The following is a 23,209-nucleotide window of genomic DNA, read 5'->3' as shown; positions in this document are numbered from 1 at the left end:
TCGGCGCTGACAGTGATTTGGGTGCTCACGCGTAGTGCACCTTTCGTTCAACGAAGCGTAGTTGTAACCCCGTCATGACCAGCAGCAGCACAAACAGCACCACCGAGATGGCGGCCGAATAGCCGGCCCTGTTGTAGGCGCCGAATGCCTGCAGGTACGCCTCGAAGATCAACGTGCCCGTTCCGTTGCCAGTGGGCGTCATGATCTTGATGATGTCGAAGGCCTGAAGTGAGCTCAGCAAGCTGGTGATGAGCAGGAAAAAGGTGGTCGGCGATAGCAGTGGGAAGACGACCAGGAAGAACCGCCGGATGGGGCCTGCCCCATCGAGGGCTGCCGCCTCCAGGACGTCCTGTGGCATGGATTGCAGGCCTGCCAGGTACACGATGGCGCAATAGCCCAAGTTCTTCCAGACGTAGACAATGATGACCATCAGCAAGGAAAGATTGGGGTCGTTGATCCACTGTGGGCTGGCCAGCCCAACTCCCCGCAAGACCCACGAGAGAACACCGTAGACGGGGTCAAAGATGAACAGCCAGACCATGCCCACGCCGACTCCCGAGAGGACATAAGGGGCGAACACGGCCGACCGTGCCACTGTGCGGCCGGGTATCTTCTGATTCAGGGCCACGGCAACGGCCAGGCCCAAGATCATGGACCCGCCTACTGTGGCAAGTGTGAATACGGCCGTGGTGCCCAGCACCGATCCGGCGTCGCCGGAGGTGAAGAACTCCAGATAGTTGCCCAGCCCCACCACTGTGGCGTCTGTGGAGCCCAGGGTCCAATCCAGGGTGGAGTAGTACATGTTCACGAGCAGGGGCCGATATGTGAAGAACGCAATCAGCAGCAGATTCGGCAGGGCCAGGGCCAAAAACACCCAGGCCTCCCTGCGCACACGCGCTGAGTGATGCTTCTTAGGTGGCGGTGCGGGCAGGCTGCCTGTACCGCGGGCGGCGCTGTGTGTAACGACCATTACCGGCCCAGCGGCAGTGTTGCGAGCGAGTTGCGAATGAGGAGGGGATCATCGGTGCAGAGGGCATCAACGCCGAGATCCAAAAGTTCTCTGGCTCGGGCGGGGTCGTTGACAGTCCATGCCCACACCTCCAAGCCTCGCGCGTGGATTCCCTCAATAGTCCTGAGATCAAGGCACCCTTCCCAAACGGACACCCCGGTTCCCTTGAGTCTGGCAGCGAACTCCGCCGCGTCTTCGAGCGTTCCTTGGCCATCGGGGTTGACTGCCACGCCTAGGGTGGTCGGGTAGCAATCGGCGCCGGGGGCCAGCCGCGCCATTTCGGCCAGCGCATCCCAGTCACTCGAGGACGCAAACCAGTCAAGGTCTGGGTGGGCGGATCCCACTTTCAACACTGGGCCGACGGCGGCAATGTCCTTGAGTTCAATGTTGACCCGCACCTTGCCTGCCGCGAGGGCCAGGACAGCCTCCAGAGTGGGCACGTGCTGCCGGTGACCGGCGTCGAGCAGACCGAGCTGCTTGGCGGTAAAGTCCGACACCGAGCCAATCCCGTTGGTGGTCCGGTCCACGCTCTCGTCATGGATGACAACTGCAATCCCGTCACCGGAGACGTGGACATCTAGTTCAATGCCCTCAACTCCAAGATCGATCGCCTTGGCAAAGGCCGCCAGAGTGTTCTCTGGGTAGTGTGCGGAAACCCCTCTGTGGGCATAGATGCGCATATGCTTTGGCACCCTCTCGAATTGGTGCCACGGCGGTCCGGCCTGCTGTGTTGCAGTGCCTGCCGTGGTCTCATTGACCACGGTAGGCAACCTTCTTCGGCCTTTGGTGTCCGGAAAGTGGACGGAAGTGAACGAGAGGTTAAACAGTTGTTCCCCAGACCTGGCGAAAAATTCGCAAGATCCGGGGAACACGATGTTGGAGCCGACTTCTGGGCCCACACGCCAGAGGGACCCAATTGTCTGTACCGAATTGTTGGGCCCCCGCTTGCCAGGTTCCCAAAGAAATCGCGCCAGCGATTTATTTGGGCCGGCAAGTGGGGACTATCCCAGTGGCACCGGGACGACGCCTAACGGCGCAAGGCGCTCCGCCCCGCCGTCGGCCGCGGTCAGCACCCAAATGCCCTTGGCATGGACCGCGACTGAGTGCTCCCAATGCGCGGCGCGGGACTTATCGACCGTTACCACTGTCCAATCATCGGCGAGGGTCTTGGTTTCCAGTCCACCGCGCACCAGCATGGGCTCCAGGGCAAGGCACATGCCGGGCTTGAGCTTGGGCCCGCGGTGCTTGGAGCTGTAGTTGAGGACATCCGGAGCCATATGCATGGCCGAGCCAATTCCGTGGCCCACATAGTCCTCAAGGATGCCGAGTTCTGGCCCCTGCTGTGAGGTGACATATTCGTCGATGGCGTCTCCGATGTCCCCAATGTATTTGGCACTGGCCATCGCGGCGATCCCCCGCCACATGCTTTCCTCGGTGATGTCGCTCAGGCGGCGGTCCTTCGGGTCCTCAGCGGCGGCTCCACCGACAATGGTGGTCCGGGCGGAATCCGAGTGCCAGCCTTCCACAACTGCACCACCGTCGATGGAGATGATGTCTCCGGCCTCCAGGACGCGGGCGCCAGGAATGCCGTGAACGACTTCCTCATTGACCGAGGCGCAGATCGATGCCGGGAAGCCGTGGTAGCCGAGGAAGTTCGAGGTGGCACCGGCCTTTTTCAGCAGGGCGGCGAAGATTGCGTCAAGCTCCCCTGTGGTGATCCCGGGACGAACGGCAGCAATGGTTTGGTTCAGGGCATCATCAAGGATGAGGCCACTGCGATGCATGATGCGCATCTGGTCAATGGTTTTGTATTCAATCCGTTGCTGGCCAAACGCCATGGCGGGATCCCTTCACTTGAAAAAGTTTGAGGGCTCCTTCCCATACTGCGGGAAGGAGCCCTCCTATCAGGTCGGTACAACGTTCGTACCGGCAAAACTGTGGTGCACGTTAGCTAGACGTTCTTGATGGCTTCCATGATGCGCTTGGTGACATCATCCATGTCCCCGAGCCCGTCGACCTTGGCAAGAATGCCGCGCTCCGCATAGCGGGCAACTACCACTTCGGTCTGCTCACGGTAGAGGTCAAGCCGGTGACGGATGACCTTTTCGTTGTCGTCGGTGCGTCCGGTTTCCAGGGCCCGGCCCAACAGACGCCGTACCAGTTCCTCGTCGTCGGCGGTCAGCTGGACAACTACGTCAAGTTTCACGTGCGCCTGCGCCAAAATGTCATCGAGTTCGTCCACCTGGCCGCTGGTGCGCGGGTAGCCGTCCAGGAGGAAGCCATTTGCGACGTCGTCCTGGGCAAGCCGGTCACGAACCATCCGGTTGGTCACGCTGTCAGGAACAAAGTCACCGTTGTCGATGTACTTCTTTGCTTCCAGGCCCAAGGGGGTTTCGCCCTTGACATTGGCACGGAAGATGTCGCCGGTAGAAATGGCAACAATCCCCAGTTCGACGCAGATGCGCTCGGCCTGTGTTCCTTTACCTGACCCGGGAGGTCCAATGATCAGCATTCTTGTCATCGCAATAACCCTTCGTAGTGGCGCTGCTGGAGCTGTGCATCAATCTGCTTGACCGTCTCCAACCCGACTCCAACAATAATCAGGATCGACGTGCCGCCGAACGGGAAGTTCTGGTTTGCCCCGATCAAGACCAAGGCAATGAGCGGGATCAGGGCAACGATGCCCAGGTAGAGCGATCCCGGCAGGGTGATTCGAGAAATAACGTACTGCAAGTAATCTTGGGTGGGCTTGCCGGCACGAATACCGGGAATGAACCCGCCGTACTTCTTCATATTGTCGGAGACCTCTTCAGGGTTGAAGGTGATCGCGACATAGAAGTAGGTAAAGCCAATGGTCAGCAGGAAATACATCAACATGTAGACCGGGTGATCGCCACGTGTGAGGTAGTTGTTGATCCATTCAACCCAGCCCGGAACATTTCCACCGTTTTTTGGTGTGGCGAACTGAGCCAGCAACGCTGGCAGGTACAGCATCGAGGAGGCAAAGATGACAGGAATAACGCCGGCCATGTTGACCTTGATCGGGATGTACGTGCTGGTGCCGCCCATGGTGCGGCGACCGATCATGCGCTTTGCGTACTGAACAGGGACGCGGCGCTGAGACTGTTCAACAAACACTACGAGGGCAACAACCACTAGGCCGATGGCCATGACAAGCAGGAATGTGCCCCAGCCCTGAGTCTTCAAGATTGCACCCAAGGAGGTCGGGAACTGAGCGGCGATGGCCGTGAAGATCAGCAAGGACATGCCGTTTCCGACACCCTTTTCGGTGACGAGCTCGCCCATCCACATGATCAGTCCGGATCCTGCTGTCAAGGTGATGATCAGCAGCAAGATCGTAATCAGGCTGTCATTGGGAATCAACGGGGTGGCGCTGCCAGCAGCACCACAACCGGCAAACAGCTGACCGGAGCGGGCAAGCGTTACCAACGTGGTGGCATTGAGGAGACCCAAGGCAATTGTCAGGTAGCGCGTGTACTGGGTTAGCAGGCCCTGGCCCTGGGCACCTTCAAGGTGAAGTTCCTGGAACCGGGGAATAACCACGCGCAGGAGCTGAACAATGATGCTCGCGGTGATGTAGGGCATGATTCCCAAAGCGAAGATGGAAACCTGAAGCAAGGCGCCGCCGCTGAACAAATTCACAAGCTGGTAAATACCCTGGCTTGTGTCAGCAGCATTCACGCACTGTTGGACATTTCGGTAGTCAACTCCGGGCGAGGGGATAAACGCACCCAAGCGGAAGATAGCGAGGATTCCCAGCGTGAACAACAACTTGCGTCGCAGATCAGGCGTGCGAAAGGCGCGGCCAAATGCGGTAAGCAAGCGTCCTCCTGATGTGTAGTGATGAAGGTGGGTTCACAATTGAAGCCCAAGGAAAGATTCTAGTGGGTGATCTGTCTCGCACTGAAACCGGAATTGAAATCCGTCCAGAAACGATGGCGGCAAAAAACCACCGGATACGCAAAAGACTCCTGGCGGGCGGAACTTATGCTCCGCCCGTCAAGAGTCTAATCGCTAGATCTGCACATCTTGAACTTTTTACAGTCCGGTGGTGGTTCCACCTGCGGCAGTGATCTTTTCAACGGCACTGGTGGAGAATGCATGAGCGGAGATATCAACCTTGACGGTGATGTCGCCGGTGCCCAGCACCTTGACGAGCTGGTTCTTGCGAACGGCACCCTTCTCAACCAGAGTCTCGACGGTGACAACGCCACCCTCGGGGAAGAGCTCGTTCAGCTTGTCCAGGTTTACAACCTGGAACTCAACGCGGAACGGGTTCTTGAAGCCACGCAGCTTCGGCAAGCGCATGTGCAGCGGCAACTGGCCGCCGGCAAAGCCAGCCTTGATCTGGTAGCGAGCCTTGGTACCCTTGGTACCGCGGCCTGCGGTCTTACCCTTGGAACCCTCACCACGGCCAACACGGGTTTTAGCCGTCTTGGCGCCGGGTGCGGGACGCAGGTGGTGGACCTTCAGTGCATTCTGCTTCTCAGCAGTTTCTACAGTCTTCTTCTCAGCAGCCACTTTACTTAGTCTCCTCAACCTTGATCAGGTGCGGAACCGTGTTGACCATGCCTGCGGTCACTGCGTCAGCGGTGCGAGTCACGGTGTGACCGATACGCTTGAGACCCAGTGAACGAAGGGTGTCCTTCTGGAACTGCTTGGCGCCAACGACGCCCCGGATCTGAGTGATTTCCAGCTTGTTCTCGGAAACCTTAATGTTCTTCGGTGTAGTCATTACAGACCTGCCTTTTGCATGTTGCGCAACAGAACGGCCGGAGCAACCTCGTCCAAGGGCAAGCCGCGGCGAGCCGCAACAGCCTTGGGGTCTTCCAAACGCTTCAGTGCATCAACGGTTGCGTGAACAATGTTGATGGCGTTGGAGGAACCGAGTGACTTCGAGAGCACATCGTGAATACCAACGCATTCCAGGATGGCGCGAACCGGGCCACCGGCGATAACGCCGGTACCGGCTGCAGCCGGACGCAACAGGACGACGCCGGCAGCGGCTTCACCCTGTACGCGGTGCGGAACAGTCTTGCCGATGAGCGGAACGCGGAAGAAGGACTTCTTAGCTTCTTCAACACCCTTGGCAATGGCTGCGGGAACTTCCTTAGCCTTGCCGTAGCCAACGCCAACCATTCCGTTGCCGTCGCCGACGATTACCAGAGCGGTGAAGCTGAAGCGACGACCACCCTTGACAACCTTGGCAACGCGGTTGATGTTAACAACGCGCTCGATGAACTGGTTCTTCTCAGCCTCGCGGCCACCATCGCGTCCACGGCCACGGCCGCCGTCGCGACCGCCTTCGCGGCCTCCACGAGCACCGTCGCGGCCACCGCGGCCACGGCCGGCGTCAGCTGCTGCGGCGTCGGTCTTTGCAGCCGCTCCGTCAGTTGCAGTTGCTTCTGACACAGTGTTCTCCTTGTTAATGTTTTCGGTCACAGTGCCAGACCGCCTTCACGTGCGCCGTCAGCGATAGCTGCAACACGGCCGTGGTAGCGGTTACCACCGCGGTCGAAAACGACAGCTTCAATGCCAGCAGCCTTGGCGCGCTCGGCAACGAGCTCACCAATGCGCTTGGCCTTGGCAGTCTTGTCGCCGTCGAAGGCGCGCATGTCTGCTTCCAGGGTCGATGCCGAAGCCAGGGTCAGACCCTTGGTGTCATCGATGACCTGAACGAATACGTGACGGGCAGAGCGGTTAACTACCAGGCGCGGACGCGCGGTGGTGCCGCTGACGCGCTTACGAACGCGCAGGTGACGACGGCCGCGTGCTGCGGCCTTGGACTTTCCTCTAACGGACAGTGCCATGGTTACTTACCAGCCTTTCCGACTTTACGACGGATAATCTCGCCAGCGTAGCGAACACCCTTACCCTTGTACGGGTCAGGCTTACGCAGCTTGCGGATATTGGCAGCAACTTCGCCCACCTGCTGCTTGCTAATACCTGACACGGAGAGCTTCGTGGGGCTCTCTACGGCCAGTGTGATGCCTTCCGGGGCCTCAATGAGGACCGGGTGGCTGAAACCGAGAGCGAACTCAAGGTCCTTGCCCTTGGCAACTACGCGGTAACCGGTACCAACGATTTCCAGCTTCTTCTCGTAGCCAGCAGTGACACCGATGATCAGGTTGTCAATGAGCGTACGAGTCAAACCGTGGAGAGCACGTGAATTGCGCTCGTCGTTGGGGCGGCTAACCGTGATGGTGTTTTCTTCAATGGCTGCCGTGATGGGGCTGGCGATCGTGAGATCCAGCGTTCCCTTCGGGCCCTTGACGGAAACAAGGCTGTCTTCAATCTTGACCTCAACGCCGGCAGGCACGGAGATGGGGAGACGTCCAATACGTGACATAAGTTCTTTCCCTTCTCTCTCTGCTACCAGACGTAGGCGAGGACTTCCCCACCCACGCCCTTCTTGGCAGCCTGACGGTCGGTCAAAAGACCAGAAGACGTCGACAGGATTGCGACACCCAAACCACCCAAAACGTTGGGGAGGTTCGTGGACTTCGCGTAAACGCGCAGTCCCGGCTTGGAGATACGGCGCAGGCCAGCGATTGAACGCTCGCGTGCGGGGCCGTACTTCAAGTCGATGGTCAGCTTCTTGCCAACCTCAGCGTCTTCAACCTTCCAGGCAGCAATGTAACCCTGTGCCTTGAGGATGTCGGCGATGTGGCCTTTGAGCTTGCTAAACGGCATGGACACGGTGTCGTGGTGTGCCGAGTTTGCGTTGCGCAGACGCGTAAGCATGTCTGCGACAGGATCTGTCATTGTCATTTGGGCGCTTGCCCTTCCTCGAAACGGTTTCCTTCGCGGCGATTAGAAGCGCTGGCAGCAAGTGCCAACCCTTCATACCCGCAGAACGGACCTGTTACGTAGATTATTTATCTTCGGATTTGAACGGGAAGCCAAGCGCCTTAAGCAGCGCGCGGCCTTCGTCATCGGTCTTTGCGGTGGTCACGACAGTGATGTCCATGCCGCGAACGCGGTCAATGTTGTCCTGGTCGATCTCGTGGAACATAACCTGTTCGGTCAAACCGAAGGTGTAGTTTCCGTTGCCGTCGAACTGCTTGCCGCTCAAGCCGCGGAAATCGCGGATACGGGGCAGTGCCAACGTGACCAAGCGGTCCAGGAATTCCCACATGCGGTCTCCACGCAACGTAGCGTGGCAACCGATCGGCATGCCTTCGCGCAGCTTGAACTGTGCGATCGACTTGCGGGCCTTGGAAACCTGAGGCTTCTGGCCGGTGATGGCTGTGAGGTCGCGGACGGCGCCGTCAATGATCTTGGAGTCCTTAGCGGCTTCTCCAACACCCATGTTGACAACGACCTTGACCAGGCGCGGAACCTGGTTGACGTTCGCGTACTTGAATTCCTCAACCAGCGACGCCTTGATTTCCCCTGCATAGCGGGTCTTCAGGCGAGGCGTGATCTTAGGTGTGTTCTCTGCAACTACGGCGCTCATGCCAGATCCTTCCCCGAGGTCTTGGCAACACGGATGCGTACTTGACGCTCGCGGCCGTCGCGCTCAACGGTTTCGGTGCGGTAACCAACGCGAGTCGGCTTCTTGGTGGACGGGTCCACCACAGCAACGTTTGAGATGTGAATGGGAGCCTCGACGATTTCAATGCCACCAGTGTTGGTGCCACGTTCCGTCTGGCCAGCCTTGGTGTGCTTGGTGACGCGGTTTACGCCTTCAACCAACACGCGGTTGGTCTCGGTGTATACCTTCAGGACTTTGCCCTGCTTGCCACGGTCGCCGCCACGTTCGGCCTTGCCACCTGTGATGACCTGAACCAGGTCACCCTTTTTGATTTTCGCCATGAGTTACAGCACCTCCGGGGCCAACGAGATGATCTTCATGAACTTCTTGTCCCGAAGTTCACGGCCAACCGGGCCGAAGATACGGGTTCCACGGGGGTCCCCGTCGTTCTTGAGAAGCACAGCGGCGTTCTCATCGAACTTGATGTAGGAACCGTCTGAACGACGACGTTCCTTCTTGGTGCGAACGATGACAGCCTTGACGACGTCACCCTTCTTTACGTTTCCGCCGGGAATTGCATCCTTGACGGTAGCGACGATTGTGTCGCCAATGCCTGCGTAGCGGCGCCCAGATCCACCGAGAACGCGGATTGTCAAGATTTCCTTGGCACCCGTGTTGTCGGCGACCTTAAGCCGCGACTCCTGCTGAATCACTAGTGTCTCCTGTTCGTCGCGCCGGTTCTTGGCCATAAACCATCTATGGATAAGCCTTGCGGAACGTATTGATCGGGATGTCTCTCGACGTGCCTGGATTTTGCCAAAACACGCCTAAATACTTCATGCCAACTGCACTTTCCGTACCGGTTGTGCGGATAATTCCGCAGTCCGAACGGCAGTTTGTAGTGGCACGAACATTTACGAGGTAATTGCGCACCCACTGCCACTGCCGAAAACGGCGGCACAGAAAAGGCGCAGCAATAAACAATCCTAGCACGACGGCGTTACCACACGGCACGCTGCCAGCCCGCCAAATGAGTTACTTCGCGCACATCACGCACCTGCGGTGGTATCGGCATTCTCGCGGCGGCGGGGCGGGTGTTCTCGTAGGCTGCGTCAGGGAGAGCCGAGGCCGCCCGCGGCCGAGGCTCGGAAAGCAGCCGAGAGAATGCCGGCTTCGCCGCCGGTGGCCAACCACCGCAGGAGAGCAACGCCGTCGGACATTGAGGGTTAAGCCGTCGGACGTTGAGGGTTAAACGGCGTTGGGCCCGCCGCCACAAGTGGCAACGGGCCCAACACTTTAGTAATCAACCACGCACAAGTGCGTGAGTGGCTTACTTAGCCTTCTCTACGATCTCAACCAGGCGGAAACGCTTGGTTGCGGAGAGCGGGCGGGTCTCGGCGATGATGACCAGGTCGCCGATGCCGGCGCTGTTCTCTTCGTCGTGAGCCTTGATCTTCTTGTTGCGACGCAGAACCTTGCCGTACAAGGCGTGCTTCACACGGTCTTCGACCTCAACAACGATGGTCTTTTCCATCTTGTCGGAGACGACGTAGCCGCGAAGCTTCTTGCGCTCGTTGCGGACAACTGCATCCGCGCCTTCTTCAATGTTGTTTACAGAATCGCTCACTTGGCGTCCTCCTCAGATGTTTCAGCCTTCTTGGAGGCCTTCTTGGCTTCCTTGTCAGCCTTCTTGGAGGCCTTCTCCACGGGTGCTGCGGCAACGACGTCCGGGCGAATGCCCAGCTCGCGCTCACGCATCACTGTGTAGATACGGGCGATGTCACGCTTTACAACGCGCAGGCGACCGTGGCTTTCCAACTGACCGGTGGCCGACTGGAAGCGCAGGTTGAACAGCTCTTCCTTAGCCTTGCGGAGTTCTTCAACAAGACGCTCGTTGTCGAACCCGTCAAGCTGTGCGGGTGCAAGATCCTTAGATCCAACTGACATCTCTACTCACCACCTTCGCGACGCACGATGCGTGCTTTCAACGGCAGCTTGTGAATTGCCAGGCGCAATGCCTCGCGAGCTACCTCTTCTGATACACCGGAGAGTTCAAAGAGAACGCGACCGGGCTTGACATTCGCAATCCACCACTCGGGCGAACCCTTACCGGAACCCATGCGGGTTTCGGCAGGCTTCTTCGTCAAGGGACGGTCAGGGTAGATGTTGATCCACACCTTTCCGCCACGCTTGATGTGACGAGTCATGGCGATACGAGCGGACTCGATCTGGCGGTTGGTGACGTAAGCAGGCGTCAGGGCCTGAATGCCCCACTCGCCAAACGAAACCGTGGTGCCGCCAGTAGCCTGACCGGAACGACCCGGGTGGTGCTGCTTGCGGAACTTTACTCGACGTGGGATAAGCATTTAAGCCTGTCCTCCTTCTACTACCGGAGCTGCAGTCTCTGCAGCTACAGGAGCCTCAACCGCGGCAGCAGCTTCGGGGCGGTCGTTACGACGACGGTCGCCACCGGCGCGGGGAGCGCGAGCTCCACGGTCATCGCCGTCACGACGCGGGCCACGGCCACGGGCAGGGGCTGCGGCTGCCTGAGCAGCCAATTCCTTGCTCGTGACATCGCCCTTGTAGATCCAGACCTTGACACCAATACGGCCGAACACGGTCTTGGCTTCGAAGAAGCCGTAATCGATGTTGGCACGCAGGGTGTGCAGGGGCACACGACCTTCGCGGTAGAACTCGGTGCGTGACATTTCAGCGCCACCCAAGCGACCGGCACAAGCGACACGGATGCCCTTGACGCTGCCAGTGCGCTGTGCGGACTGCATGGCCTTCTTCATTGCGCGGCGGAAAGCCACACGTGAAGTCAGCTGCTCTGCGATGCCCTGGGCAACGAGCTGAGCGTCAGCTTCCGGGTTCTTGACTTCCAAGATGTTCAGCTGAACCTGCTTGCCGGTGAGCTTTTCGAGCTCGCCGCGGATGCGGTCTGCTTCTGCGCCACGACGACCGATAACGATACCGGGGCGTGCGGTGTGGATATCCACACGTACACGGTCACGGGTGCGCTCGATCTCAACCTTGGAAATACCGGCGCGGTCCATGCCCGTGGACATGAGTGCGCGGATCTGGATGTCTTCTTTTACGAAGTCCTTGTAACGCTGACCGGGCTTGTTGCTGTCCGCGAACCAATGTGAACGGTGGTCCGTGGTGATCCCGAGACGGAACCCGTGCGGGTTTACTTTCTGTCCCACTTAGCGAGCCTCCTCTTTCTCGGGTGTAGCGACAACCACTGTTACGTGGCTGGTGCGCTTCTTGATCTGGAACGCACGACCCTGAGCACGCGGTTGGAACCGCTTCATGGTCGGGCCTTCGTCAACGAAGATCTCGCTGATGTACAGATCATTTTCGTTGAACGCGATGCTGTCGCGATCAGCCAGAACGCGGGCGTTAGCCACTGCGGACTGTACTACCTTGAAAACTGGCTCCGAAGCTGCCTGGGGGGCAAACTTCAAAATCGCCAATGCCTCATTCGCCTGCTTGCCACGAATCAGGTTGACGACGCGCCGGGCCTTCATAGGCGTAACGCGCAGATGACGCGCACTTGCCTTGGCTTCCATTGCTATCCTTCTCTCGTCTTAGCCGTATGAGCCAAGCGCCTAGCGGCGCTTGCCCTTACGGTCGTCCTTGACATGGCCGCGGAATGTCCGCGTAGCGGCGAATTCGCCGAGCTTGTGCCCGACCATCGACTCAGTAACAAACACGGGGATGTGCTTGCGACCATCGTGTACGGCGATCGTGTGTCCCAGCATGTCCGGGATGATCATCGATCGACGTGACCAGGTCTTAATAACGTTCTTGGTGCCCTGTTCGTTTTCCCTAGCTACCTTTACAAAGAGGTGCTGGTCAACGAAGGGACCCTTTTTCAGGCTACGTGGCATGTCTCCAGGCTCCTATCGCTTGTTCTTGCCAGTACGACGGCGACGAACAATTAGCTTGTCGCTCTCTTTGTTGGGACGGCGGGTACGGCCTTCGGCCTTACCGTTCGGGTTGACCGGGTGACGTCCACCGGAGGTCTTACCTTCACCACCACCATGAGGGTGATCAACCGGGTTCATGGCTACACCACGGACGGTCGGGCGTACGCCCTTCCAGCGCATACGGCCAGCCTTACCCCAGTTGATGTTGGACTGCTCAGCGTTACCGACCTCGCCGATCGTCGCGCGGCAGCGGACGTCAACGTTGCGGATTTCGCCGGAGGGCAGACGCAACTGAGCGAAGCGGCCTTCCTTGGCGACGAGCTGAACGGATGCTCCTGCGGAACGGGCCATCTTGGCACCGCCGCCGGGACGCAGCTCCACAGCGTGGATAACAGTACCCACGGGGATGTTGCGCAACGGCAGGTTGTTGCCAGGCTTGATGTCCGACTCGGGGCCGGCTTCAACAAAGTCGCCCTGCTTGAGCTTGTTCGGAGCGATGATGTAACGCTTGGTGCCATCAACGTAGTGCAGCAGCGCAATGCGAGCGGTGCGGTTGGGATCGTATTCGATCTCAGCAACGCGAGCGTTTACGCCATCTTTGTCGTGACGACGGAAGTCAATGAGGCGGTACTGGCGCTTGTGGCCACCACCCTTATGACGTGTCGTGATACGACCGGTATTGTTACGGCCACCCTTTTTGGGCAGGGGACGAACCAGAGACTTCTCCGGAGTCGACCGCGTGATTTCAGTGAAGTCGGCAACGCTCGAGCCGCGACGGCCCGGGGTTGTCGGCTTGTATTTACGGATTCCCATAGTATATTTCCTCGTTAAAGTGGTCTCCGCTTAAGAAAGCGGACCGCCGAAGATGTCGATTGTGCCTTCTTTGAGGGAGACAATGGCGCGCTTGGTGCTCTTGCGCTGTCCCCATCCGAATTTGGTGCGCTTGCGCTTACCGGCACGGTTGATGGTGTTGACTGAGTCGACCTTGACGGAGAAAATTTTCTCCACGGCCAGCTTGATCTCGGTCTTGTTTGAGCGGGGGTCAACCAAGAAGGTGTACTTACCTTCGTCGATCAAGCCGTAGCTCTTTTCCGAGACGACGGGTGCAAGCACTACGTCGCGCGGATCCTTGATGGTGACGGCGCTCACTTAGCGTCCTCCTCAATCGTCTGGGCAGCTTCGCCGCCGGCGGGAACAAAGCCTGCGGCCTTGGCTTCCTCAACGGTTGCGAACCAAACCTCGGCCACAGTGGCGTCATACCAGCGTGAACCAGGCACGTGGTACTTCATGGAGTCCTTGTTGCCCTTGATGGTGCCTTCGGCATCATCGGCATCGCTCTCGAAGATCACTTCTTCGACCAACAGCATGCTGGAAGCAAATGCTTCAGCAGCGGCGCGGCCGGAGACGAAAACGTCGTAAGCTGCCTGGGTGAAGACGATGTCATCAGAAACAAGCACGTCGTAGGTGTTGAGCTGGTCAACGTACAGAACGTGGATGTTCGTGATGTTGCGAACGCTCAATGCTGCAACGTCGTTGGCGCGCTCGATAACAACCAAGAGGTTCTTACGATCGGAAACGCCGGCGAGAGCAGCCTTGGCAGCCTTGGTGGACGGCGTGGTGCCGGAAACCAATTCAGCAAGAACGTGGATACGGCCGTTGCGAGCCCTGTCGGAGAGAGCGCCGCGCAGTGCAGCAGCCTTCATCTTCTTGGGGGTGCGCTGGCTGTAGTCGCGAGGGGTCGGACCGTGGACAACGCCACCGCCGGTCATGTGAGGGGCGCGGATGGAACCCTGACGGGCACGGCCGGTACCCTTCTGTGCGAACGGCTTGCGGCCTGCACCGGATACTTCGGCGCGGGTCTTGGTCTTGTGGGTACCCTGGCGTGCAGCAGCGAGCTGAGCAACGACGACCTGGTGCAACAACGGCACGTTGGTCTGAACGTCGAAGATCTCTGCAGGCAGATCAACCTTTACAGTAGCCATTTACTTATGCTCCCTTCACGGCGGTGCGTACCAGGACGACCGAGCCGCGGGCGCCGGGAACGGCACCCTTGATCAGCAGCAGCGACTTCTCGGCGTCTACACCGTGAACCGTCAGGTTCATGGTCGTGACACGCTCAGCACCCATACGGCCAGCCATACGGACACCCTTGAAAACGCGGCCTGGGGTGGACGCGCCACCGATGGAACCGGGCTTACGGTGGTTCTTGTGGGCACCGTGAGATGCCGGAGCACCCTTGAAGCCGTGACGCTTCATAACACCGGCGAAACCCTTACCCTTTGAAGTGCCGACGACGTCGACCTTCTGGCCGGCTTCGAAGATCTCAACGGAGAGCTCCTGGCCGAGGGTGTAGGTGTCGGCGTCTGCGGTGCGCAGCTCAACGACGTGGCGGCGAGGCGTAACGCCAGCCTTTTCAAAGTGACCAGCCAACGGCTTGGTGACCTTGCGGGGATCGATCTGGCCGTAGCCGATCTGAATGGCGACGTAGCCATCAATATCTGCGTTGCGCAGCTGTGTGACAACGTTTGAGTCAGCCTGGACGACGGTTACAGGAACAAGCTTGTTGTTCTCGTCCCAGACTTGGGTCATGCCGAGCTTCGTGCCCAGGATGCCCTTAGAATTTCGGGTCGCGGTCATAGTTTCTCAGCACCTCCCTACAGTTTGATTTCGATGTTCACGTCGGCCGGCAGGTCGAGACGCATAAGCGAATCCACCGCCTTGGGCGTGGGGTCAATGATGTCGATCAGACGCTTGTGCGTGCGCATTTCAAAGTGCTCGCGGCTGTCTTTGTACTTGTGAGGCGAACGAATTACGCAGTAAATGTTCTTCTCGGTGGGCAGCGGCACGGGGCCAACTACTGTTGCGCCTGCGCGCGTGACCGTCTCAACGATCTTCCGAGCCGAAACGTCAATGACCTCGTGGTCATATGACTTCAGCCGGATGCGGATTTTTTGTCCCGCCATGGCGTCGTGACTCTCTTTCCTGTAACGAAGCATCCTGATAGGAGCGATGCTGTTGACGTAAACGCTGTTTACTTTTCCTGTTCAAATGTGGCACTTCCAGCCACGCTTCCAATCGACTGAATCCGGATAGTTCCGGGTTCCTCAATCAACCGAAGCTCCGACCCCCGCGGTCGGGCGTGTCGCGATCAGATCACGCACGTACCCGCATGTTTTGCGAAGGTGGGTTATGTTTGGGCTTCAACTTGGACCCTGCATCGAGCATTATCTCGACCGGGACACGAAAAAGCACTTGAACAACTCAATAAGTATGCCGGAATATCGGCGCAAACGCCAACTGCCGGGGTTGTAGGCTCCCCAACTCCGCACAGTCGGCCCTGTATTGACGGGCATGAGAAGCTACAGGAGTGAGCAATGTCACCAATAGTGATGCGGTGTTTGATCCCGCGCAAATGAAGTCGCTGTCCGCCGTTCCCACCCGAAGGGTCAGCGGCCGATGGATCACACTCTTCGCGCTGAGCTGGCTTGGCGTTTGGATTGCGCAGCTGACGCCGGTGCAGCTGCTCCTGCCCTTGCAAGTTGAGCGCTTCCTGGACGCTTCTGACTGGGTTCAAAATGTTCTGGGTTTCGGCTACATTTCGGGTATCGCCGGGGCGTTCGCGCTCATTGCGTACCCGCTCACCGGCGCGCTTTCGGACCGCACCACATCCCGCTTTGGACGACGACGGCCCTGGATTGCGTTCGGTACCGCGGGCTTCGCCGCCGCGCTGATCATTTTGGGCCTACAGACCTCGCTCCTGGGCATCGGGATTTGCTGGGTCGTTGCCAGCACGTTCTTTTGTGTGCTGACGGCGGCGTTGACGGCGACCATCTCGGATCAGGTGCCCGTCACCCAACGAGGCTACGTCTCAGGTTGGATTTCCGCGCCGCAGGCAATAGGCATCATCGCCGGATTGGTCCTTGTCACCGCACTGGCCTTGAGTACCTTTGCCGGCTACGCCCTCATGGCGGGTCTGGTGGTGCTACTGGGGCTTCCGTTCCTCTTGCTCGTCCCTGATGCGGTTCTCCCCCGTGGTCTCATGGCGCCGTTGACCTTTCGCTCGCTAATCGACGGCATGTGGATCAGCCCGCGCCGGTTCCCCGATTTTGGCTGGACCTTGCTTAGTCGCGTGCTGGTCAATCTTGGCAACGCCTTTGGTACGAGCCTGCTGCTGTACTTCTTGATGTACGGGCTCCATATGGACGACGCCGAGAACTCGCTCATCATTCTCACGCTTGTTTACATGGTGTTCGTCATTGTTGCCTCGCTGTGGCTTGGCAGGTTGTCGGACCGTTTGGGGCGACGGCGCTCCTTTGTCTTCATCGCATCGGTGCTGCAGGCTGTGGCCGCCTTGATCCTGGCCTTTGTGCCCACCTTTGGAGCTGCCACCGTGGCGGCCGCGCTGCTAGGTCTTGGCTATGGTTGCTTCCTCTCGGTGGACCAGGCCCTGGCCACGGAAGTTCTGCCAGATCAACTCTCCCGCGGCAAGGACCTTGGCATTATGAACATTGCTTTGACAGTTCCCCAAGCGTTCGCGCCCATGCTGGGGGCCTTGGTGGTCAGCGCTACTGGCGGATTCACCTGGCTATTTCTGGTCTCCGGCATCACGGCGCTGGCTGGAGCCATCGCCGTGGGCCAAGTCAAGGGCGTCAAATAGCGTCTCCGGGACTCTGCCCGCTGGGAACGGTCCCGGGCGGCGGAGTTCCGGTGACGGCGTCGTGCGGCTTCTTCCGATTCAGGCGCCAGACGGCCAAGCCAATCAGAGCCAGGGCCAGTACTGCCAACAGAACAAAGGTGAAGCCCCGCCAGTACCAGAGCACGGACACCACAACACCTATTGCGCCCCATATTGTGAACATACGTTCATCCACGCTCAGGCCCACCACCAGAAGTGCCACGAACAATAGCAGCGACACTAGCTGCGGGAGTGGCTCGCCGCTAAACATCGTCAGCAACCCACCAAAGGACGCCAGCGATCCTGATGCCATCAGCAAAGCCCGTCCGGCCCGGGGTTGCTTGGCTACATACCGCAGGAGCGCGAGTGCGCCGAGGGCCACGGCGCACCACTGGACAAACCAAAACACACCAAGGTCAACGTAGACGGTACTGGCAATGAACCAGATCAACGCCGTTGCAACAATAGAAATATCAATAGTGGTTTTACGCCACAGCGGTGGCGCCTCAAAGCAGGCCAGGACGGCCACGGCCGTGAAAGCAACGGCACCGCCAAGGATCACACCCCGATCGGCCATGGCGAGAACAGCGAAGATCACACCTCCACCCAGCGCAACCACCACCAGGCTCCAGCGCTGCGCCGGCACAGCCGTGGGCAGATCCCAGAGAAGCAGCCTAGCCATGTACAGCCCGCCCACCACCATGACAAAGCCCGCCAATGCGGCCACGCCCAAGGCCTGGCCCAGTTCAAGTAGCTGCCCACGCACCAGGATCGCAGCGAGAAAGACCATCACGGCTCCCGGTAGCGTCAACCACGGCAGCCGTTGGACCTGCTCGGCGGCAACAAAAGCCAGCCCTGAGACAAACCACATGACCGCAAAGGCCCCGGGCGGAGCCCCGCTGTCCACAACCACGGCAGTGAGCAAGAATGCCGCCGTGGCAGCCAGCCAATACCAACGCATCTCCGTGGTGGTGGGCACGTGGAGGCAACGCCACACGATCGCTGCCACACAAATACCAGCCAATATCAACGTGGTGATACCCGGCCAGAGCACCGGAGCCATGACGGACGCAGCGCCCACCACCGCGAGGATACCCAGGTATGACGCTCCACGCTGGCCAAACGCAGACTGGGCCATGAGAGCTGAGACGGCCATAAGGATCAGCTCCAAGACGACCACCCAGCGGTAGCCGGAGCCTTGGGGTTCAAGTCCTCCAGTGGCAGCAACATAGGCAATGGGGGCAATCACCTGCGCGGCCAAGAGCAGCCACAAACTTATTCGCACTACCCGGGGCTCCCCCACGACGGCTGCCACGGTTGGAACTACAGCCATCCGCTGCGCACCCAGCTGGACAAGCATCACGGCACTGAACACCAGGGCGGCTGTGGTGGGACTGTCCGTCATCGCGGTGGCCACAACAACAATCAGTGCGCTCGCCACGGCCCTTGCCAACAGGAAGTGGACACTGCGGATCCGGTGACCGAGTCCGCGGCGAGCACAGAGGGCGGAGGCCGCCACCATGAGTGCCGCAGCAATCTCGAAGGTGAAGGTGGTCTGCAACGTCATGGATGCGACAGCTACCGTGGCCAGAGGTGCCACCCACTGGGCCGGGTCAGGACCCGGTGAACGCAGCGCGTAAGCGCAACTCAGCAGGCCCAGAGCAGCCACGACTAGACCGATCGAAAGCGTTTCGCTCCATTGGCCACTGACGCCGAACACGATCTGCGTCCATGCCACCACCACTGTCAGGGCAGCGGTGAAGAAAACATCGAAGGAGAACGCATCGTTTGTGCGGGAGTTCCACTTCGCCGCGGCCAAGATCATCAGCTGCCCCGCAAGGACAGCCAAGAGCAGCATGCCAAGGGAAACGTCAGCGTTTCCTATTGATGGTGCTCCTTCGTGCTCTTGCCACAGCGCGAACATGGCGACTGCCAACAGCAAAGAGGCCGCCCTAGCTCCCCACCAATACAACCATCGATGCATGGGCATTGCCTCCGCACGCAGGCGCCATCCTGCGGTCGCCAGGAACAGCGTCAAACCACCCACGCCAATGCTGGCCCCGGCGGCGCCGAAGACAGCTCCTGCACTGAAACTGGCCACCACCAAGAACACCGGAGCCATGATCTCGGCAACGGCATACCGTCCATCCCGTGGCAGGAACACCGCCGAGTGTGTGCAGACGGCGGCGCCCATGGCGAGAACGGCCAGCAAAAAAGCGAGCTGGAGTGCAAGCCCCAAAGAACCAGCGCTGGCCAGCGTTACTGCTGTAGCGGCACCAGCTAGGCCCACCACCAGAACAGTGCCCAACACGGCCCAAACAGTGCCGGAGACTGCCGTCACTGGATTCGCAATGCCATATTTTCCAATCAAGGTATCTGCAACGAGCTGGCCGGCAGCGATTACCGCGATCACCGCAACGATGACCTCAGTCTTGCCCGCCTGCGCTGGTATCAAGGCAGCCATGGAGGAGGCTATCAAGCCTGTGACAAGAATCCGGGCAGCAAATAGCATCGTGCGCCGGATCCAGACGACCGAGGACGTCAGGAACCGGGTCACGGTGTATACCAAGGCGATAGCCAAAATCAGTGCCCAATCTTGAGCACTCAACATGTCACTAACCAGGATTGGAGCGGCCAGCGCCGGTAAGGGTAGCCACTCTCCTCGGGGCAACCAGGCCGGAACGGCCGCCATGACCGCAAGCAAGCCAACGACCAATGGCACTGCGGGGCTCCAGACCCAAGTGCCGGCGTCGTTCGCAGAATGTCCAATCCCGATGCTCCAAACAACTGAGAGTACCGCTGTCAGCGGAACGCAAAGATAGACGTCGTACCTAGGCCAACTCGGTGTCCCCAAGCCACTACCTATGGCTTTGCGCAGATACGAAACGATCACCAGCTGTGCAGCCAATCCAAGCGTCGCGGCACCTGCAGCGAACACGAAAGACCCACCAAGCATCCACCCGATAAACGGGGCAACCAGCGTCAAGGAGAAACGAAGGCCAAGATAGTTCCAGCGGCGCAGCGCCGGAGCATCCACCCAAATCATGACTGCGTAATAGAGCGCACCAGCGAGCAGGACCAGGGCGTGATCGGCCGCGTTCAGGGTCAGAGAGAACACGAGGGAACTCACTAGGCCCACGGGGGCAAACCACGGTCCAAGCTCGGAAAGCGGCTTAGTCAAGAAGCCGATCCTTGACGACCCGCCGCCCGTGCGCTTGTTCAGAATGTGCCCGGTCAAGGACAACAACGCCGAGATGAGGATCAGTGCAGTGAAGTACCAGGAAAGGGCCGCGCCCAGCACGGCGCCTGAAGACCACGCAGTAGATACCAGAAACGCCATGGACAGGTAAACAACGAGCCGACTTTCCAACTTCACCGCAGCCGCGAAGTACGCCGCCGTTCCGATCACGGAGGTGAACAGCCAGACACCGGGGGCGTTGGGGAAACCCAAATCATAGGTGGCCAGTCCGGCAAACGGGACAATCGCCAGTGCAGTCCCAACAAACGCGACGGCCGCGGGGCGCAAGCGGGCGACGCTCGAATGGAGCACCAGACCGGCCCCATAAAAAACTGCTGTCCCGAGCCAGACTCCCACCAACCTGGCCGGCACTGGCAAGGAACTTGCCACAAAGAGCGCTGCGGCAGCAACCATGAACAGGCTGGCAATGTACAAGGTGATATTGATGTTCTGGGTTTCACGCTTGGACTTCGCAGCAGCCAGTGCGGCCGAATCCGCGGCGGCAGGTGGCGTGACAAAAGACTGTGGCTGTGGCTGTGGCTGTGGCTGTGGCTGTGGCTGTGGCTGTGGCTGTGGCTGTGGCCGAAAACTATGCGGCTGTTGGCCTTGGAAGAACGGCTGCTGCATGGGGGCGGGCTGGTAGTGCTGGGGCCGTGCCGGGATCGGCACCGTGGTTCCTGGCAGCCTCTGCTGTGCCTGTGCAGCTTTCACGGCTTGGAGTGCGGAGGGTTTTGGTGCAACCGCGTCCCGCCAGCCAGCCAGGTGCCCGTCGAGATAGCCACGGCGATACGCCTCGTTGAGCTGTGCCGAGGATAAGCTCGCGGCTGGTAGCCGTGGCTCTGGCGGTCGTTGGCTCATTCTTCATCCCCTTGTTAAGACTGCAGCGCTAGCTTGGGTCTTTCAACCCGCCAAACACCATAAGACTATCAAGTGGAGTAAAGCCCGCGGATCACCTTCGACTCACTCCATGTCTGCCTATTCCAGCGCCTTGAACTCTGCCACGAGGACCGGGTTCTGGCACGCCCTGGCAAACGCCGTCATACGCCGTTCAATCTCCCGGCCAAGCAGCCAGGCACCCACGGGCTCGGCGACCCAACGCAGCCAAGCCGGCCGGCAGGAGAAGGTGTATTTCCAGACGGCCTTGGTGCCACCCTTGGCGGGCGTGAACCGCCATCCCCCACCGAACTGTTCAAAGAACCAGGGGCCCTGGACCATCTTCATGCCGACATTCTTGGGCGGAAGGTAGGAAACGTACTCGCTCACCATCAGCAGCCCCATCCTCGAACGCGTCCGGGTGCGCACACCCTTGCCCGCCTTGGCGGCACCGTCCAGGAAGCCCTGCGCATGGATGAAGGGATCCCATCGCAGTCGAAAGGCCCCTGTGGTTTGGGAGAGCGCGAAAGCAGTCTCCGGGTCTATGTCAATGAAGCGTTCTGCCACTACTTGGGGCATCACAGGGTCCTTATCTCAAACGGTTGCATGGGCCACGGAATTCTTTGCCATCAGTTCCAGTTGGCTCGCGATGGGCAAAAAAGTAGGGTCCCCAGCCGGAGCTGGGGACCCTACTTTAGCGATCTAAGTAATTAATTACTTGATGATCTTGGTGACACGACCTGAACCAACGGTGCGGCCGCCTTCGCGGATAGCGAAGCCGAGGCCCTCTTCCATGGCGATCGGCTGGATCAGCGCGACAGTCATTTCGGTGTTGTCGCCAGGCATAACCATTTCCGTGCCCTCAGGCAAGGTGATGACGCCGGTAACATCCGTGGTGCGGAAGTAGAACTGCGGGCGGTAGTTGGAGTAGAACGGGTTGTGACGCCCGCCCTCATCCTTAGCCAAGATGTAGACGTTGGCTTCGAAATCGGTGTGCGGGGTAATGGAACCCGGCTTCACGATAACCTGGCCACGCTCTACGTCTTCGCGCTTGATGCCGCGGAGCAGCAGACCACAGTTCTCGCCGGCCCAAGCCTCGTCGAGCTGCTTGTGGAACATTTCGATACCGGTAACCGTGGTCTTCTGGACCGGACGGATTCCGACAATCTCAACCTCAGAGTTGATCTGAAGGGTTCCACGCTCGGCGCGGCCCGTAACAACGGTTCCACGACCGGTGATGGTGAAGACATCTTCGACCGGCATCAGGAACGGCTTGTCCTTGTCGCGGATCGGGTCCGGAACGTGGTTGTCCACTGCATCCATCAAGTCCTCAACGGACTTGACCCATACGGGATCGCCTTCGAGAGCCTTCAAGCCGGAAACGCGGACAACAGGTGCCTCGTCGCCGTCGAAGCCCTGTGAGGAAAGAAGTTCGCGAACTTCCATCTCCACGAGGTCCAGGAGCTCTTCGTCATCAACCATGTCGGACTTGTTCAGTGCGACCAGCAGGTAGGGAACGCCAACCTGGCGGGCCAACAGAACGTGCTCGCGAGTCTGGGCCATCGGGCCGTCAGTCGCAGCAACCACCAGGATAGCGCCGTCCATCTGGGCAGCACCGGTGATCATGTTCTTGATGTAGTCAGCGTGGCCGGGGGCGTCTACGTGTGCGTAGTGGCGCTTCTCGGTCTGGTACTCAACGTGGGAGATGTTGATCGTGATACCGCGCTGCTTCTCCTCGGGAGCCGAGTCGATGGAGCTGAAATCACGCTGCTCGTTGAGTGTCGGGTACTTGTCGTACAGTACCTTGGAAATGGCAGCCGTCAACGTGGTCTTACCATGGTCAACGTGACCGATGGTGCCGATGTTAACGTGCGGCTTGGTCCGCTCGAACTTTGCCTTTGCCACAGGTTCCTCCTAGAACATTTTAGAAAACTTACTCTCAGTAGCGCTGTTCGCCACTGAAATCAAAATAAGTCTACTGGGG

General features: G+C 59.3%; 28 protein-coding genes and 1 pseudogene. 1 reads left to right on the top strand and 28 read right to left on the bottom strand.

What is annotated here, in order from left to right; translation table 11 throughout:
• Positions 1–25: 25 nt before the first annotated feature.
• The 25 genes and pseudogenes from CXQ94_RS02655 to rpsJ all read right to left on the bottom strand — a co-directional run bounded on the left by CXQ94_RS02655 (position 26) and on the right by rpsJ (position 15,402).
• Complete coding sequence (locus CXQ94_RS02655) at positions 26–970, bottom strand: carbohydrate ABC transporter permease (protein ID WP_181034046.1); 945 nt, start codon at positions 968–970, stop codon at positions 26–28.
• Positions 970–1,770 (bottom strand): glycerophosphodiester phosphodiesterase family protein, encoded by an 801-nt coding sequence (locus CXQ94_RS02650; RefSeq protein WP_104086659.1) that lies wholly within the window; start codon positions 1,768–1,770, stop codon positions 970–972. The genes CXQ94_RS02655 and CXQ94_RS02650 overlap by 1 nt, the downstream gene beginning before the upstream one ends.
• 240 nt (positions 1,771–2,010) lie before the next feature.
• Positions 2,011–2,847 carry a type I methionyl aminopeptidase gene (gene map / locus CXQ94_RS02645; RefSeq protein ID WP_104086658.1) on the bottom strand — a complete coding sequence of 279 codons (837 nt, stop codon included), beginning with the start codon at positions 2,845–2,847 and terminating at the stop codon, positions 2,011–2,013.
• 113 nt (positions 2,848–2,960) lie between these two features.
• Positions 2,961–3,521, bottom strand: coding sequence for an adenylate kinase (locus tag CXQ94_RS02640; RefSeq protein WP_181034053.1), 561 nt, complete (start codon positions 3,519–3,521; stop codon positions 2,961–2,963).
• Positions 3,522–3,526: 5 nt separating this feature from the next.
• Positions 3,527–4,852 carry a preprotein translocase subunit SecY gene (secY, locus tag CXQ94_RS02635; RefSeq protein WP_104086656.1) on the bottom strand — a complete coding sequence of 442 codons (1,326 nt, stop codon included), beginning with the start codon at positions 4,850–4,852 and terminating at the stop codon, positions 3,527–3,529.
• A 216-nt stretch (positions 4,853–5,068) separates the two neighbouring features.
• Positions 5,069–5,551: a 50S ribosomal protein L15 gene (rplO, locus tag CXQ94_RS02630; RefSeq protein ID WP_104086655.1), complete on the bottom strand. Its 483-nt coding sequence runs from the start codon at positions 5,549–5,551 to the stop codon at positions 5,069–5,071.
• A gap of 1 nt (position 5,552) precedes the next feature.
• Positions 5,553–5,765, bottom strand: a complete 213-nt coding sequence (rpmD, locus tag CXQ94_RS02625) for a 50S ribosomal protein L30 (RefSeq protein WP_104086654.1) — start codon at positions 5,763–5,765, stop codon at positions 5,553–5,555.
• Positions 5,765–6,472, bottom strand: a complete 708-nt coding sequence (gene rpsE / locus CXQ94_RS02620) for a 30S ribosomal protein S5 (protein ID WP_104086653.1) — start codon at positions 6,470–6,472, stop codon at positions 5,765–5,767. The genes rpmD and rpsE overlap by 1 nt, the downstream gene beginning before the upstream one ends.
• Complete coding sequence (gene rplR, locus CXQ94_RS02615; protein ID WP_104086652.1) at positions 6,469–6,840, bottom strand: 50S ribosomal protein L18; 372 nt, start codon at positions 6,838–6,840, stop codon at positions 6,469–6,471. Before rplR ends, rpsE begins: the two co-directional genes overlap by 4 nt.
• A gap of 2 nt (positions 6,841–6,842) precedes the next feature.
• The gene (gene rplF, locus CXQ94_RS02610) at positions 6,843–7,379 is read right to left on the bottom strand and encodes a 50S ribosomal protein L6 (RefSeq protein WP_104086651.1); all 537 of its coding nucleotides are present in this window, start codon (positions 7,377–7,379) and stop codon (positions 6,843–6,845) included.
• 23 nt (positions 7,380–7,402) lie between these two features.
• Positions 7,403–7,801, bottom strand: a complete 399-nt coding sequence (gene rpsH, locus CXQ94_RS02605; RefSeq protein WP_104086650.1) for a 30S ribosomal protein S8 — start codon at positions 7,799–7,801, stop codon at positions 7,403–7,405.
• A 103-nt stretch (positions 7,802–7,904) separates the two neighbouring features.
• Positions 7,905–8,489, bottom strand: a complete 585-nt coding sequence (gene rplE, locus CXQ94_RS02600; protein ID WP_104086649.1) for a 50S ribosomal protein L5 — start codon at positions 8,487–8,489, stop codon at positions 7,905–7,907.
• Positions 8,486–8,848, bottom strand: coding sequence for a 50S ribosomal protein L24 (rplX, locus tag CXQ94_RS02595; RefSeq protein WP_104086648.1), 363 nt, complete (start codon positions 8,846–8,848; stop codon positions 8,486–8,488). The genes rplE and rplX overlap by 4 nt, the downstream gene beginning before the upstream one ends.
• 3 nt (positions 8,849–8,851) lie before the next feature.
• Complete coding sequence (gene rplN / locus CXQ94_RS02590) at positions 8,852–9,220, bottom strand: 50S ribosomal protein L14 (protein WP_104086794.1); 369 nt, start codon at positions 9,218–9,220, stop codon at positions 8,852–8,854.
• 617 nt (positions 9,221–9,837) lie between these two features.
• Positions 9,838–10,113 (bottom strand): 30S ribosomal protein S17, encoded by a 276-nt coding sequence (gene rpsQ / locus CXQ94_RS02585; protein ID WP_306418891.1) that lies wholly within the window; start codon positions 10,111–10,113, stop codon positions 9,838–9,840.
• A gap of 17 nt (positions 10,114–10,130) precedes the next feature.
• A complete protein-coding gene (gene rpmC, locus CXQ94_RS02580; protein WP_104086647.1) occupies positions 10,131–10,454 on the bottom strand; it encodes a 50S ribosomal protein L29 in 324 nt (107 codons plus the stop codon).
• A 2-nt stretch (positions 10,455–10,456) separates the two neighbouring features.
• On the bottom strand, positions 10,457–10,873 hold the full coding sequence (rplP, locus tag CXQ94_RS02575) for a 50S ribosomal protein L16 (protein WP_104086646.1): 417 nt from the start codon (positions 10,871–10,873) through the stop codon (positions 10,457–10,459).
• Positions 10,874–11,713 (bottom strand): 30S ribosomal protein S3, encoded by an 840-nt coding sequence (rpsC, locus tag CXQ94_RS02570; protein WP_104086645.1) that lies wholly within the window; start codon positions 11,711–11,713, stop codon positions 10,874–10,876.
• Positions 11,714–12,079, bottom strand: coding sequence for a 50S ribosomal protein L22 (gene rplV / locus CXQ94_RS02565; protein ID WP_044576432.1), 366 nt, complete (start codon positions 12,077–12,079; stop codon positions 11,714–11,716). It abuts the gene before it with no gap.
• A gap of 39 nt (positions 12,080–12,118) precedes the next feature.
• Positions 12,119–12,400, bottom strand: a complete 282-nt coding sequence (gene rpsS, locus CXQ94_RS02560) for a 30S ribosomal protein S19 (RefSeq protein WP_104086644.1) — start codon at positions 12,398–12,400, stop codon at positions 12,119–12,121.
• Between the two features lie 12 nt (positions 12,401–12,412).
• On the bottom strand, positions 12,413–13,252 hold the full coding sequence (rplB, locus tag CXQ94_RS02555) for a 50S ribosomal protein L2 (protein ID WP_104086643.1): 840 nt from the start codon (positions 13,250–13,252) through the stop codon (positions 12,413–12,415).
• A gap of 30 nt (positions 13,253–13,282) precedes the next feature.
• A complete protein-coding gene (rplW, locus tag CXQ94_RS02550) occupies positions 13,283–13,588 on the bottom strand; it encodes a 50S ribosomal protein L23 (RefSeq protein ID WP_104086642.1) in 306 nt (101 codons plus the stop codon).
• A 239-nt stretch (positions 13,589–13,827) separates the two neighbouring features.
• Positions 13,828–14,421 (bottom strand): annotated as a pseudogene (gene rplD / locus CXQ94_RS02545) (50S ribosomal protein L4); the annotation flags it as partial.
• 4 nt (positions 14,422–14,425) lie between these two features.
• A complete protein-coding gene (rplC, locus tag CXQ94_RS02540; protein ID WP_104086640.1) occupies positions 14,426–15,076 on the bottom strand; it encodes a 50S ribosomal protein L3 in 651 nt (216 codons plus the stop codon).
• Positions 15,077–15,093: 17 nt separating this feature from the next.
• Complete coding sequence (gene rpsJ, locus CXQ94_RS02535) at positions 15,094–15,402, bottom strand: 30S ribosomal protein S10 (RefSeq protein WP_038464699.1); 309 nt, start codon at positions 15,400–15,402, stop codon at positions 15,094–15,096.
• 404 nt (positions 15,403–15,806) lie between these two features.
• Between rpsJ and CXQ94_RS02530 the strand changes: the two genes are divergently transcribed.
• Positions 15,807–17,096, top strand: a complete 1,290-nt coding sequence (locus tag CXQ94_RS02530) for an MFS transporter (RefSeq protein ID WP_258066563.1) — start codon at positions 15,807–15,809, stop codon at positions 17,094–17,096.
• Here the strand turns inward: CXQ94_RS02530 and CXQ94_RS02525 are convergent.
• From CXQ94_RS02525 to tuf, 3 genes are all read right to left on the bottom strand, one after another.
• On the bottom strand, positions 17,089–21,210 hold the full coding sequence (locus tag CXQ94_RS02525) for a hypothetical protein (protein WP_181034044.1): 4,122 nt from the start codon (positions 21,208–21,210) through the stop codon (positions 17,089–17,091). The genes CXQ94_RS02530 and CXQ94_RS02525 overlap by 8 nt on opposite strands.
• A gap of 117 nt (positions 21,211–21,327) precedes the next feature.
• Complete coding sequence (locus CXQ94_RS02515) at positions 21,328–21,804, bottom strand: SRPBCC family protein (RefSeq protein ID WP_104086637.1); 477 nt, start codon at positions 21,802–21,804, stop codon at positions 21,328–21,330.
• Between the two features lie 135 nt (positions 21,805–21,939).
• The gene (gene tuf / locus CXQ94_RS02510) at positions 21,940–23,130 is read right to left on the bottom strand and encodes an elongation factor Tu (protein ID WP_104086636.1); all 1,191 of its coding nucleotides are present in this window, start codon (positions 23,128–23,130) and stop codon (positions 21,940–21,942) included.
• Positions 23,131–23,209 lie beyond the last annotated feature (79 nt).

The sequence above is a fragment of the Arthrobacter sp. GMC3 genome (assembly GCF_002929305.1).
Classification (GTDB): Bacteria; Actinomycetota; Actinomycetes; order Actinomycetales; family Micrococcaceae; genus Specibacter.
The sequence above is the reverse complement of the archived record's forward strand: the minus strand, read 5'-3'. Positions and strand labels throughout refer to the sequence as shown.